The sequence below is a fragment of the Methylocystis parvus OBBP genome, from assembly GCF_027571405.1.
GTDB classification, from domain to species: Bacteria; Pseudomonadota; Alphaproteobacteria; order Rhizobiales; family Beijerinckiaceae; genus Methylocystis; species Methylocystis parva.
The window spans coordinates 1,502,953-1,515,887 of the sequence record NZ_CP092968.1 but is presented as its reverse complement, the minus strand read 5'-3'; the positions used below and the strand labels follow the sequence as shown (position 1 = coordinate 1,515,887).

At 65.0% G+C, this 12,935-nt stretch carries 15 protein-coding genes; 8 read left to right on the top strand and 7 right to left on the bottom strand.

Annotated elements, in window-relative coordinates; genetic code table 11:
- Window positions 1–94 precede the first annotated feature (94 nt).
- From MMG94_RS07450 to MMG94_RS07425, 6 genes are all read right to left on the bottom strand, one after another.
- Window positions 95–226 carry a hypothetical protein gene (locus MMG94_RS07450; protein ID WP_016920280.1) on the bottom strand — a complete coding sequence of 44 codons (132 nt, stop codon included), beginning with the start codon at window positions 224–226 and terminating at the stop codon, window positions 95–97.
- A gap of 233 nt (window positions 227–459) precedes the next feature.
- On the bottom strand, window positions 460–876 hold the full coding sequence (locus tag MMG94_RS07445) for an EVE domain-containing protein (protein WP_016920278.1): 417 nt from the start codon (window positions 874–876) through the stop codon (window positions 460–462).
- Window positions 876–1,157, bottom strand: coding sequence for a YciI family protein (locus MMG94_RS07440; RefSeq protein WP_016920277.1), 282 nt, complete (start codon window positions 1,155–1,157; stop codon window positions 876–878). Before MMG94_RS07440 ends, MMG94_RS07445 begins: the two co-directional genes overlap by 1 nt.
- A 227-nt stretch (window positions 1,158–1,384) precedes the next feature.
- Entirely contained in the window at window positions 1,385–2,401 is a 1,017-nt protein-coding gene (locus MMG94_RS07435; RefSeq protein WP_244415363.1) for a coiled-coil domain-containing protein, read from the bottom strand.
- Between the two features lie 106 nt (window positions 2,402–2,507).
- Entirely contained in the window at window positions 2,508–3,095 is a 588-nt protein-coding gene (locus MMG94_RS07430) for a DUF1134 domain-containing protein (RefSeq protein WP_016920275.1), read from the bottom strand.
- A 126-nt stretch (window positions 3,096–3,221) separates the two neighbouring features.
- Window positions 3,222–4,064: a 3'(2'),5'-bisphosphate nucleotidase CysQ family protein gene (locus MMG94_RS07425; protein ID WP_016920274.1), complete on the bottom strand. Its 843-nt coding sequence runs from the start codon at window positions 4,062–4,064 to the stop codon at window positions 3,222–3,224.
- Window positions 4,065–4,253: 189 nt separating this feature from the next.
- Between MMG94_RS07425 and chpT the strand changes: the two genes are divergently transcribed.
- The 5 genes from chpT to MMG94_RS07400 all read left to right on the top strand — a co-directional run bounded on the left by chpT (window position 4,254) and on the right by MMG94_RS07400 (window position 9,502).
- Window positions 4,254–4,952, top strand: a complete 699-nt coding sequence (gene chpT, locus MMG94_RS07420) for a histidine phosphotransferase ChpT (protein ID WP_016920273.1) — start codon at window positions 4,254–4,256, stop codon at window positions 4,950–4,952.
- Window positions 4,953–5,075: 123 nt separating this feature from the next.
- Window positions 5,076–7,628 carry a hybrid sensor histidine kinase/response regulator gene (locus MMG94_RS07415; protein WP_016920272.1) on the top strand — a complete coding sequence of 851 codons (2,553 nt, stop codon included), beginning with the start codon at window positions 5,076–5,078 and terminating at the stop codon, window positions 7,626–7,628.
- Window positions 7,625–8,173, top strand: a complete 549-nt coding sequence (locus MMG94_RS07410; RefSeq protein ID WP_016920271.1) for a chemotaxis protein CheW — start codon at window positions 7,625–7,627, stop codon at window positions 8,171–8,173. The genes MMG94_RS07415 and MMG94_RS07410 overlap by 4 nt, the downstream gene beginning before the upstream one ends.
- Entirely contained in the window at window positions 8,170–8,535 is a 366-nt protein-coding gene (locus tag MMG94_RS07405) for a response regulator (protein ID WP_016920270.1), read from the top strand. Before MMG94_RS07410 ends, MMG94_RS07405 begins: the two co-directional genes overlap by 4 nt.
- Window positions 8,536–8,668: 133 nt before the next feature.
- Window positions 8,669–9,502 carry a CheR family methyltransferase gene (locus tag MMG94_RS07400; protein ID WP_016920269.1) on the top strand — a complete coding sequence of 278 codons (834 nt, stop codon included), beginning with the start codon at window positions 8,669–8,671 and terminating at the stop codon, window positions 9,500–9,502.
- A gap of 148 nt (window positions 9,503–9,650) precedes the next feature.
- On the opposite strand, the gene ctrA is transcribed toward MMG94_RS07400, so the two are convergent.
- Window positions 9,651–10,352: a response regulator transcription factor CtrA gene (ctrA, locus tag MMG94_RS07395; RefSeq protein WP_016920268.1), complete on the bottom strand. Its 702-nt coding sequence runs from the start codon at window positions 10,350–10,352 to the stop codon at window positions 9,651–9,653.
- Window positions 10,353–11,010: 658 nt separating this feature from the next.
- Here ctrA and MMG94_RS07390 point away from each other — a divergent pair.
- The 3 genes from MMG94_RS07390 (at window position 11,011) to rpmH (ending at window position 12,916) form a co-directional block, all read left to right on the top strand.
- On the top strand, window positions 11,011–11,859 hold the full coding sequence (locus MMG94_RS07390; protein WP_016920266.1) for a L,D-transpeptidase: 849 nt from the start codon (window positions 11,011–11,013) through the stop codon (window positions 11,857–11,859).
- 70 nt (window positions 11,860–11,929) lie between these two features.
- The gene (locus tag MMG94_RS07385) at window positions 11,930–12,502 is read left to right on the top strand and encodes a hypothetical protein (protein WP_016920265.1); all 573 of its coding nucleotides are present in this window, start codon (window positions 11,930–11,932) and stop codon (window positions 12,500–12,502) included.
- 279 nt (window positions 12,503–12,781) lie between these two features.
- Window positions 12,782–12,916, top strand: a complete 135-nt coding sequence (gene rpmH / locus MMG94_RS07380; RefSeq protein ID WP_026016304.1) for a 50S ribosomal protein L34 — start codon at window positions 12,782–12,784, stop codon at window positions 12,914–12,916.
- The last annotated feature ends 19 nt before the right edge of the window (window positions 12,917–12,935 follow it).

Genomic DNA, 12,935 nt, shown 5'->3' with positions numbered 1-12,935 from the left:
CAACGACGACGCGATTCAGTCGCGATACGCTGGGTTCAAAAGGCCTGAAAGACGTCCTTCTTTCCGGGGAGGGGACCGCGGCGGGGCGTGCGTTCTACGGCGCTTCATTCTTCTTGCGCTGCGCATTCCATTTCAGCAGCGCAAGCGTTGCGACGATGGCGAGCGCCGTCTCCGCGAAGTTCTTGACGACTTCCGCGACGTCCTTCCAATCGTCCAGACCCCACATACAGCTTTCCTCGGGCATGCGCGTCGCGCGGGCGCGCCGCTACATCGTCAGTCCTTTTGCCGCGACAGCCAGCTCAGCAGAACGAAAACGGCGGCGAGGGCGAAGCCGGCCTCGGCGAAATTCGTCAGCATTTTGGAAAAATCTTTCCAGTCCTCCAGCTCCCACATCCACTTGCTCCGATAGAGGGGCAAAGCCGCCAGACTCTCCTGAAAAAATGGTTGGGTTGGAGGAGATCATTTCTTCCCCGCCATCTCCATCACAACCGCCCATTCCTCATCCGTCACCGGCTGCACCGACAGGCGCGAGTTTTTCACCAGCGCCATCTCCGCGAGGCTCGGTTCGGCCTTGATGTCGGCGAGCGTCACGGGGTTTTTCAGCGCCTTCACCGCCTTCACGTCGACCATGCCGAATTTGCCGGTCTCATCCGTGTGGTCGGGATAATATTCCTTGATAATCTCGACGATTCCGACAATCGCGCGTTCTTCGTTGGAGTGGTAGAAAAAGCCGCGCTCACCCTTCTTCATGGCCATCATCTGCTGCTTGGCGAGATGGTTGCGCACGCCGTTCCAGAAGGTGCCCTTGGCGCCCGCCTCGACCTGCCGCTCCCAGGACCAGGTGGAGGGCTCGCTTTTGAAAAGCCAATGCGCCATCAGAGGTCGGCTCCGACGACGCGCTTCCAGGCGCGCAGCTCCACGCGCTCGAAAAGGCCGGCCTTGGCGTAGGGATCCTGCCCGAGAAGGTCGCGCGCGTCGGCGTAATCGGCGCAATCGAGAATGAGCATGGAGCCGACCGGCTTCTCGCCGTCGAGAAAGGGCCCGCCAAGCTTCACTTTCGCGGCGTGCGTGTCGAGAAAGGCGAGATGCTCGGCGCGGGTCGCCATGCGCAGATCGACCTGACCGGGCTTGTCGAAGCAAAGAGCGACGAAGAGCAAGGCGGCCTCCTTCAGGTGAATTGAAAACGCGCCCTTGTCCCAAAGCGGGCGCGCCGGGTCAAGAATGGGGCGCGCGACCGACAGAGAAAACGGCGAACCCTATCGGGGCTGCGAGACCGCCGGGTGGGGGCTCTCCCGCCACAATCCACAATAATGACGGGGTTTTACCTCACCCGGTTCGCCGCGCGGACCACCCTCCTTGTAAAGAGGAGGGATTGTACGCCCCGTCATGAATCCGCTTCCGCCGGCTCGGCGAGCCGCGCCACGCGCTCGCCGAAATCGATGATGGCTTCGCGCAGCGCCGCTGCCTCCGCCGGCGTTTCGGCCGCGAGAGATGCGCCGGCGCGGCGCTGGTTTTCGCGCTCGGCGCGCAGCGCCTCGACGGCGCCGTTCAGCATGGCGTTGTCGGCGCGCGCGACCTCGAGCTTGTCGGCGTTGTCGCGCGATTCCGCGCGCGCGATGCGCAGCGCGTTTTCGAGATGATCGACGTCGTTCTTGCGGCGGTCCTGCTCGGCGGCGAGCGCGCTTTTGGTCTCGTCGCGCTCCTTCGTCACCATGCGCGCTTCTTCCTGCGCGCGCTGCAGCTTCTCGAAAGTCTCGTTGTAATCCTTGATCAGCCCCGGCGCCTTGGCGGCTTCGGTCGAGACGCGCGCGAGCTTCTCCTTCAGTTCGTCGAGCTCGCGCTGCAACTGCGTGGTCTGCTCGTGCAATGCGCCGATCTTGGCTTCGTGCGCGACGACGCGGCTATATTGCGCCTCCTTCTCGCGGCCGAGCTCCTCCTTGTCGGATTCGAGCAGGCGCAAGCGCTCGACGCCGCGATCGGCGCGCTCTGTCATTTCGTGCAAGGCGAGCTCGGTGGAGCTCAGGAGGTCGGTGCGCTCGGCGAGCACTTTCTGCGCCTCCCGCAAAGCCAGCTCCATGTCGCGATTATCGGCCTCGGCCTTTTTCAGCCGCGCTTCCGCTCCCGCGACGCGCGCGGCGTGGCGGCCGATGGCGGCGAGGTCCGTCGCCCTGAAGGCCTTCACCGCCTCCATCTCCTGCTCGAGGCGCCGTTCGCGCACGGCGAATTCCGCGCGCAGGAGATCGCGCTCCGCAATCACCTCCTCCATGGACATGGGCGCGAGCATTTGCAGCCGCCGCATCGAAAGACGCAGCGCGCGCCGCCAGAAGGCCGGCAGAAACAGAAGCGTGATCAGCCCGGCGACGAGAAAGCCGAGCGCGAAATACATCGCCTGTTCGATCAAGACGCTTTACCTCGCGCCGCCACAGGGATCATCGGGCGGGACGGGTGCGAGAGTGCCATGTCCGGCCCGCGAAATCAAAAAAGGCGGAACGCCGGGCGCGGCGTTTTTAGAAGGGGTTCCAGGTCGAATCCGGCGTGAATTTGATATAGCCGAGCGCAAGGCCGAGCCGGGCGCCGAGGCCCGCGCGCACGGGCATCACCACGACCTCGTCATTGTTGAGCGCCGTGAAGCCGAGACCGCCGACGAGATAGGCGGAGCCGTTGACGCCCGCATAGCGCCGATAGATCGAATTCACTTCGGGCAGATTATAGACCAGCATCATGGTGCGGTCGCCGTCGGCGCCGGCGTCGAGGCCGATGGACGGCCCCTGCCAGAAGACGCCCTTCTGGCCGGCGTTGCGCGTGAACATCGTGCCTTCGCCATAGCGCACGCCGCCGACAAAGGCGCCGCCCGCCTCCTGGCCGAGAATATAGGCGTTGGGTCGGCCCCATTGCTTATTGGCTTTCTCGAGCCCCTCGGCGAGGCCGCGCGAGATGGAGCCGAAGAAGCGATGGCCGTTCTCGACGATCTCGCCGCTCGAATAGGTCTCGGGACGCACGCCCGCGCGCGCGAAGCCCGGCAGGACGGCGCCGCCGATGGCGGCGGCGGCGAGGCGAATGAGATCGCGGCGGGAGGAAGATTGCGAGGCGCTCATTTTCGCTCAACTCCAAAACGCAAACGGGACGTTCGACGGGTCGGCCGCGATTGCGGCCGCCGCGCGGCGCCGCCGCGTCATGGTTGCGGCGGCGTTGACGTCTTGCGTAAGAGTCGCGCGACGTGATTAAGAAAGCGTTGCGGACGCCGGATCGCCCCAGGCGATGAAAGCGCCATTCTTATATTTCTGCGCGGTCTTATTGTATTTGAACGGCGCGCCGCCCGGATCGACCACGACGCCCCCCGCCGCGCGCAGGATCGCGTCGCCTGCAGCCGTGTCCCATTCCATCGTCGGTCCGAAACGCGGATAGACGTCGGCGCGCCCTTCCGCGATCGCGCAGAATTTCAGCGACGATCCCGCGGAGATGCGATCCGCGATCTTCAGACGCGCGACGAAAGCCTGCGTTTCAGCGTCGAGATGCGATTTCGAGAGGAGAGCCGTCATGCCCTGCGGCGGCGTCTTGCGCGTGCGCAAGGCGCGCCACTCCTGCGGCGCGGGGAGGGCGCCGCCCGGCGCCGCGTCCGCCATGAAGCTCTCGACGCCCGCGAACCAGACGCGGCTCATCGCCGGCGCGGAAATGGCGCCGACGAGGGGCGTCTCGCCGATGACGAGCGCGAGATTGACAGTGAATTCCGGGCTGCGGGCGAGGAATTCGCGCGTGCCGTCGATCGGGTCGATGAGCAGAAAGGCGTCGCCATGCGCCGCCGTCTCGCCCCGCGCCGCCGCCTCTTCGGCGATGATCGGCACGCCGGGAAGGTCGCGCGCCAGCGCCTTGAAGAGATATTCCTCGATGCGCTCGTCGGCCTCCGTCACCGGCGACTTGTCGTCTTTGAGCTGCGCGGCGATTTGCGGGCGCGCCAGCGCCTCCATCGCCAAAGCGCCCGCGCCGACAACGAGATCGCCGAAGAGTCGCGCAAGCCTGCCGCGCTCGGAAGCCGCATCGTTAAGCAAAGCCTGCCCGATAGTCATGAGAGGGTCCTTAGTCTTTTGTTTACGACCATAGGCCGCACAATTTGCAATCCGCGCGGTCGCGGTTACTTTTCGCACAGACTGTAAGCAGTGATTCGCTAACGCGTCCGCCAGTCCGCGATGAATAGCGAAAGAATGCGACGCGCCTTCTAACCAGATCGCGCCCTCTCGCGCCAACGGGATTGCCTCATGACCCAGTTCTCGCTCGACGCTCTCGATCTCGCGGCGCTGCTTTCGTCGCGCGTCTGCCACGACGTCATCTCTCCCGTCGGCGCGATCGTCAACGGCCTTGAAGTGCTCGAGGAAGAAAAGGACGCGGAGATGCGCGGCCATGCGCTCGCGCTCATCAAGTCCAGCGCCAACGAGGCGTCGGCCCGGCTCCAGTTCTGCCGCCTCGCCTTCGGCGCCGCCGGCTCCAAGGGCGCCTCGATCGACACGGGCGACGCCGAACTGGTCACGCGCCAGCTTCTCGCCGACGAGCGCACGCAGCTCAATTGGAGCATTCCGCGCGTGCTGATGTCGAAGAACAAGGTCAAGCTTCTGCTCAATCTCTGCCTGATGGCCGACGCCGCCATTCCGCGCGGCGGCGTGATCTCCGTCTCCGCGACGGGCGAAGAGGAGAAGGTCGCCTTCAAGATCGAGGCGAAGGGGACGAATGCGCGCATCGCCGCGAATATACCGGCGCTGCTCGCCGGCGAGGCCGAGGACGCGTCGATCGACGCGCGCGCGATCCAGCCTTATTACGCCGGCCTCGTCGCCAAGGCCTGCGGACTCGACGTCACCGTGTCGGCGGAGCCGGAGCTCGTGACGATCGAGGCGAAGCCCGCCGAAGCCGCCGGCGCCGGCGCGGGCGCGCCGACTCAGGCGCCGCAAAGCGCCGTCGCGTGACGCAGGGCCAAGCTGTCCGGGCGGCCAATCGAGCTTAAGGGCTCCGGGACGGGATTTCGCTTCTTTTAACCCGTCTTGCCCATACTCCGCGCATTCGCCGCTTCTTGCGGCGAGGGGCGCGGCATGGACGATCTGCTAAAAGAATTCCTTCAGGAGGCGACCGAGCACATCGACGCGACGTCGGTGGAGCTGCTGCGCTTCGAGAAGGATCAGGCGGACCCCGCGCTGATCGCGAGTCTTTTCAGGCACATCCACACGATCAAAGGCTCCAGCGGCTTTCTGAGTCTGCCGCGCGTCGCGCGGCTCACGCACGCCACGGAGACGCTGATCGGCAGGCTGCGGGACGGCGCCAAAGCGACGCCGGGCCATGTGTCGCTGATTCTCGCCGCCGTCGACCGTCTTTCCGCGCTCCTGATCGACATCGCCTGCAACGAGGCCGAGCCGGAGGGCGACGATTCCGAGCTGCTACGCGAATTGGAGATCGGCGCCGCCAGCCTGCGTTCGGCGCCCGCCGCGTCGGCGGCGAAACAGGCGGAGACCGACGAAGCCGCGCCGGCGTTCAACGCTTCGCATCTGACGACCCTTCCCGAGCATATTCACGCGCCCGGAGCGCGGATCGGCGAGACGGTTCGCGTTTCGGTCGGCGTCCTCGACCGTCTGATGGGGATCGTTTCGGAGCTCGTTCTCACGCGCAATCAGCTCCTCGAAATTTCAAGCGCGGCCGGCGACGAGACGGTGAAGGCCTCCGTGCAGAACCTGTCGAGCGTGACGAGCGACCTTCAGGACGCCGTGATGCGCGCGCGCATGCAGCCGGTCGAGCGCCTCTTCGCGACTCTGCCGCGTCTCGTGCGCGACCTCTCGATCGATCTCGGCAAGAAGATCGAACTCGTCTCGTTCGGCGCGGAGACGGAGCTCGACCGTCAGGTGATCGAGCTCATCCGCGCGCCGCTCACCCATATCGTCCGCAACGCGGCCGACCATGGATTGGAGACCGTCCCCGAGCGCCTCGCGATCGGCAAACCGGAGATCGGTTTGATCCGCGTCAGCGCCACCTATGACGCCGGACAGATCACGATCGAGGTGAAGGATGACGGGCGGGGCCTGGATCTTTCGAGCATCCGGACCAAGGCGCTCGCGCGCGGCCTCGTGACCGAGGAGTCGCTCGCGCATATGAGCGACTCCGATATCTATCAGTTCATCATGCTGCCGGGCTTTTCGACGGCGTCGAGCGTGACGAAAGTGTCGGGCCGAGGCGTCGGTATGGATGTGGTGCGCGAGAACATCCAGTCGATCGGCGGCGCCGTGTCGCTCAATTCCAAAGCCGGCAAGGGCACGACGGTCACGCTGCGCATTCCGCTCACCCTCGCCATCGCGCCGGCGCTTATTCTCTCGAGCTGCGGTTCGCGTTTCGCGGTTCCGCAGATGGCGGTGGTGGAGGTCGTCGGCGTCGGCGCCGGCTTCGATCACGAGATCCAGCTCATTCACGACGCGCCGGTGCTGCGCCTGCGCGGCGACGCGCTGCCGCTTGTCGATCTCGTCGAGGCGCTCGAACTGCGGAGGTCGGACGGCCACGCGCCGCGCGACGGCTACGCCGTCATTCTGCGCGTCGGCGGCGTGCGTTTCGGCTTGCTTGTCGAAACCATCGCCGACGTTCAGGAAGTCGTCATCGAGCCGCTCGTCGGCCCTCTCGCGCGCATCGGCGTCTTTTCCGGCCAGACGATCCTCGGCGACGGCGCCGTGGTGCTGATCCTCGATCCGGCCACGATCATGGAGCGCGCCGGCCTCGACAAGAACGCGGAATCGACGCGGCCCATGCCGCTCGAAGCCAATGCGCCCGAACGTGAGAAGACGCGCGTCGTGCTGATGCGCGCGGGAGCCGGCGCGCTCAAGGCCTTGCCGCTTTCGCTCATCATGCGCATCGAAGAAGTCGGCGCGGACAAGTTTTCGATTTCGGGCGACGGCCTGCTGATGCTGCATGAGGGCCGGTTGATGCCGATCATACCGACCGCGAAGGACATGCGGCTGGAGCGCGACTCCTACCCCGTTCTCATTCTCGCCGGCGCGGGCCAGGCGATGGCGCTCATTGCCGAGGAGATCGTCGACGTCGCCGAGGAGGCGCTCGTCTTCCAGAAGAAGAGCGCCGATCCGAGCGTCATCGGCACGGTGAATATCGGCGACCATATCGTCGACATTCTCGACGTCGCCTATTTCATCGAAAGCGTCGATCCGACCGTTCTGACGCGCGGCGTCAATCAGCGGCCGCGCATTCTGCTCGTCGACGACAAGCAATTCTTCCGCGACATGCTGGCGCCGGTGCTGCTCGCCGCAGGCTACGAAGTGACCACGGCCGCGTCCGGACGCGAGGCGCTGGCGCTGATCGAGCGCGGCCTGCGCGTTCATCTCGCCGTTACGGATATCGATATGCCGGAGATGGACGGCTACGCGCTGTCGCGCGCCTTGCTTCAGGCGCCCGGGCTCGAAAACCTGCCCATCGTCGCCCTGGCGCCGCAACGGACGGCGAGCGCGGTGGAAGTCGCGACGTTGTGCGGCGCGCGCGCGGTCGTCGGGAAATTCGACCGGCGCGCGCTCGTCGAGACCGTCGACGAATTGCTGAAGGAAGTTTCTTCCGCAGGCGACGAGATCGAGCGACGCATCATGGCGGAGATCGCGGCATGACCAGCTTCGACATCGCCGACTACAGCTACAGCCGCAAACGCGCCGCCGCCGCCGTCGCGCAAAGCCGCCATTTCACCATCAAACTGCGCGGCCAGGCGATCGGGATTCCGGTAGATTGCGTGAAGACGATCTTCCATCTCGACAATCTCACGCGCGTGCCGCTCGCGCCGCGCGAGGTCGCGGGCCTGACCAATCTGCGCGGCCGCATCGTCACCGCGCTCTATCTCGATCGTTGCCTTTGGCTCGACGCGGCGGCGGAAGGCGAACATACGCTGGCCGTCGGCGTCGAGCATGGCGGCGAGGAATATGCGCTGCTCGTCGACGGCGCCGAGGACGTCGTCGCCTCGAACGAGGCCGACAGGATCGCCTGCCCGGGGCATATCGATCCGCGCCTCTCCGAGATGATGGCGGGCTGTTATCGATACAATGACGAATTTCTGTCCATTCTCGACGTCGACGCCATGCTGCGCCGCGTCGCGAAATTGAGCGAGGCCGCGCTTCGCAACGCAAGGCCTGCCAAGTCCAATAAAGGAGCAAACTCATGAAACAGGTTCTCGTCGTCGACGATTCGGCGGTGATCCGCAAGGTGGCGCGTCGCATTCTGGAAGGCTTGCATTTCCGCACCAGCGAGGCGCCGGACGGCCGCGCGGCGCTGGCCGAATGCGAAAAGGGCATGCCCGACGCCATTCTGCTCGACTGGAACATGCCGGAGATGGACGGCTTCGAATTCCTTTGCGCCTTGCGCCGCATGCCGGGCGGCGCCTCCCCCAAGGTCGTCTTCTGCACGACGGAGAACGAAGTCGGCCATATCGCGCGCGCCATGCACGCCGGCGCCGACGAATACATCATGAAGCCTTTCGACCAGAATATCGTGCGGTCCAAATTCGAGGAAATCGGCCTCGTCTGAGCCGGTTCCTCGCTGCCGGAGAGTTGCGCCGGCGCTCGTTCAGAAGGCGTTTGTGCATGCGTCAATCGTTCGCGTCGCGGCGGGCCGTCCCGCCCTCTCTTGCGCCCCTTTCTCCCGCCGGGAGGATCGACGCATGAATTTTGTTTTCGCACGTTTCCGCCGCCAGCTCGCCGCCTTGACCGGCATCGCGCTGGGCGCCGACAAGCAATATCTCGCCGAAAGCCGTCTCGCCCCGGTTGCGCGCGCTCACGGCCTCGCCGATTTCGCCTCACTCGTTGACGCTTTCGAGCGTCAGGAAAACCCTCAACTGACGCGGGACGCCATCGACGCCATGACGACGAACGAAACCTTGTTCTTCCGCGACAGGACGCCTTTCGAGAATTTCCGCGCCCAGGCGCTGCCGGAGCTGATCGCGTCGCGGGCCAATGAGCGCCGGCTGCGCTTCTGGTGCGCGGCCTGCTCCACGGGGCAGGAGGCCTACTCGCTGGCGATGACGCTCGATCAGGACGCCGCCGCGCTGCGCGGCTGGACCCTGGAAGTGCTCGCCACCGATCTCTCGACCGCCGCTGTCGAGGCGGCGCGCGTCGGGAGCTACAGCCAGTTCGAGGTGCAGCGCGGACTCTCGACGAGCCAGCTCCTGCGCTATTTCCACCGCGAAGAGGAAAGCTGGCGCGTCAACGAACATCTGCGCGCGCGTATCGATTTCCGCGACTTCAATCTCCTTTCGGACTACGCCGAGCTTGGGACCTTCGACGTCATCTTCTGCCGCAACGTGCTGATGTATTTCGAGCCGGACATGAAACGCGCCGTGCTTGCGCGTCTGAGCCAGGCGCTCAACGAAGGCGGCTATCTCTTCCTCGGCGCGGCCGAGCCGACGAATGAGGCCAATGCGTATTTCACCAAGGTGACGCAGGACGGCGTTTGGCGCGCCCGTCGCCGCGGCGCGCCGCAATTGCGGCTGGCGTGATCGCGTCAATCGCCGTCATTGCGAGCATTTTTTCGAAAGTCGGGCATACCCGACTTCGCCACATGCGCCTCGCAATGACGGGTGACGAACAAAAAAGAAAAGGCCACGTCGCTGACATGGCCTTTTTCGTGAAGAACCGTCGGAGGTCTTACGCCGTGATGCGCTCGTCGGCTTCGTTGGGCTCGCGCAGCACATAGCCGCGGCCCCAGACCGTCTCGATATAGTTGCGGCCGTCGCTGGCGTTGGCGAGCTTCTTGCGCAGCTTGCAGATGAAGACGTCGATGATCTTGAGCTCCGGCTCGTCCATGCCGCCATAGAGATGATTGAGGAACATCTCCTTCGTCAGCGTCGTGCCCTTGCGCAGGGAGAGGAGCTCGAGCATCTGATATTCCTTGCCCGTCAGATGCACGCGGACGCCGCCGACTTCGACGGTCTTCTGATCGAGATTGACGACGAGATCGCCCGTGGTGATGACCGACTGCGCATGGCCCTTGGAGCGGCGGACGATGGCGTGGATGCGGGCGACCAGTTCGTCCTTGTGGAAGGGCTTGGTCAGATAGTCGTCGGCGCCGAAGCCGAGGCCCTTCACCTTGTCTTCGATGCCGGCGAGGCCCGAAAGGATGAGGATCGGCGTCTTCACTTTCGCGACGCGCAGCGTACGAAGAACTTCATAGCCCGACATGTCGGGAAGGTTCAGATCGAGAAGGATGATGTCGTAATCATAGAGCTTGCCGAGGTCGATGCCTTCCTCGCCGAGATCCGTCGTATAGACGTTGAAATTCTCGGATTTGAGCATGAGCTCGATGCTCTGAGCCGTCGCGCTGTCGTCTTCGATCAATAAAACGCGCATGTTGGGTCCCCACCGAGCTCCATCGAATCATCCAAGGACGACGCGCGCCGCATCGACTCGCATCCGCCGCCGGCCCTCGCAGGCCCCGCGACTCTTCCCGTCTAGTTTCGACGGTAAGCGGAATTGGTTAATAAACCTTCACTTGCGCCCGCAATGCGGCCCAAAGTCTTAATTCGGGCTCGAGCGGGAACGCGGGACGCAACTGGAGAGTGCAGGCGGAGAGACTTGCGAAGCGAATCAAGCGCCTTTCCCAATCTATACGCTCTCGCGACTCCGGGGCGCAAAGGCAAAAACAGGCCGTCGGCGCAAATATTCGGGGCGCCTCCAAAGGTTGACGTAAGCCCGCGCGGGAACGAAAGATTAAGCTCGAATTTTAACGCTTGCGCTTTTGCGGCCGGTCCGAAAAACGCCCGCCGAGAACCGCGCGGACGGCTCGATCAAGTCGAGGAACGTCGAAGCTGCGACCCGCTTCGCGCACCGGCTGGGGGATGGGCGAGGACGGCGCGGCGCGGCGGCGAATCACCCGGCCGCCGCGCGGCGCTGGTTGCGGCTCCCATGCCGCCTCGCCATCTGGTAGACTGGCGAGACCTCCGCCCGCGGTCCGGCCCTTTCGCCGTATAAAAGGGCGGACGCCGCCCTCTAGCGAAGACGGTTGAACATGGATCTTCGGATTTGCCGCAAGCTGACGGCGCTGGCTTTCGCCGCCGCCGCCCTCGCCGGATGCAACACGACCCAGAACGCGGTCCAGAACGTCGTCGCCTTCGCCGCGCCGCCGGAGCCCGCGCCGGTCGCGCCCCCGCCGCTCGTCGAGCCCGCGCCCGATCCCGTCATCGAGCGCGCCCCGGTCGAGACGCTGCCCCTCGAGTCGCCCTCCCGCAGCGCCTCGCTCGGCGCGGACGCGGTCGAGCCCAGATATGGCTCCGTCTACGGAGAAATGCGGGACGGCGAGCATGTCGTTCCCGCCGTGAAGCTTTCCCAGATCAGCCCGCAATTCCTGCGCAAGAACGTGGCCTACGCCACCAAGGAACAGCCGGGCACGGTCGTCGTCGATCCGGCGAACCACTTTCTCTATTACGTCGAGGGCGGAGGCCGCGCGACCCGCTATGGCGTAGGCGTAGGACGCGAAGGCTTCGTCTGGACGGGCGACGCGACGATCAAGAACAAGCAGGAATGGCCGGACTGGTATCCGCCCAAGGAAATGATCGCGCGGCGCCCCGACCTGCAGGGCAAGATGTCGAAGCTGCAAAGCGGCGAGGGCATGCATGGCGGCCCCGGCAACCCGCTCGGCGCCCGCGCCATGTATCTCTGGCAGGGCGACAAGGATACGCTGTTCCGCATCCACGGCACCAACGAGCCCTGGACCATCGGCCACAGTGAATCCTCCGGCTGCATCCGCATGATCAACCAGGACGCGATCGACCTTTACAGTAAGGCGCAGCCGGGGGCGCGGGTGGTGGTGCTCGGCTCGCGCGGCGCGCAGCCGGTGGAGAAGCTGTCGCAGCGGTGAGGGGGCGGAGCGGGATTTTCGCAACGGCCCAGCTGCGGGCGATCGAGTGGGCGGCTTTCAGAAGGCTCGGATGGGCGATTTCAAATCGATCGGCAAAGGTTCTTCTTTCTCCGACATCGCGATCACGCAAGCTATCGCCGTCGTCGGCTTCGTGATCGTTCCCATTGTCATCACGTTGGTCGCGCCGCTGTCGACGATCGAATTCGAGAAATCCGGCGCCGCGACCAACGTCGTGGTGGAGCGGTACGTCCTGATGTTCGTTCCGTGGCGAACGGCGCGCGTCGAAAATGTGAAGCGGCTGCGCGTCGACGTTACGGATGAAGTTCATTACGCCGACACAGTCGAGAATCGGCGAAGGGGCCGGAGGGGCACGAGCTACGCCACGGGACAGGTGGCGATCATCGGCGATGGCCCCGAGGTCGTCGTGCAGGCCGCGCCGCCGCTGGCGAAGGAAGTCTCGGCCAAATTCGACCAGTTTGCGAAAAGCGGGGCGGCCGGGCCAATGACGGTCTCAGTCTACGCGTCCTGGGGGCTCTCTTACGTGCTCGGCGGCGTGGCGACGTTTTTTTGCGGGTTCTATGTATTTGGGGCGACGGTCGCGCTGGCGCAGTTTCTCTGGAAAAAAGCGCGGCGCGCATCGTGACCTCGCAAAGTGGAGGCGCGCGTCAAATGGTTCAGGCTGTGGAATTCCCGCTGGCGCACACCGAAAACCTCCCTCCCATAACATTGACTTGAGCCGCGGCTTTCTCCTATATGCCTGCGACCGGCGCCGCTCCTCTTGGGGCGGCGAATGCTTTGTGGCGGCCCGTTTTGCGGACCCCGAAAGCGCCGTCCCCTTTCCGGCCAAGGCGCAAGCCGCGGCAGATAATTGAAAAGAGAAGCGATCGCCGCGTCCGCGCGCGCATCGCCGCGGAGAAGAACGGTGAAAAGAACCTATCAGCCCTCGAAAATCGTGCGCAAGCGCCGCCACGGCTTCCGCTCCCGCATGGCCACGGTCGGCGGCCGCAAGGTCATCGCGGCGCGCCGCGCGCGCGGCCGCAAGCGCCTCTCGGCCTAAGGCTTTTCGCGAATCGACG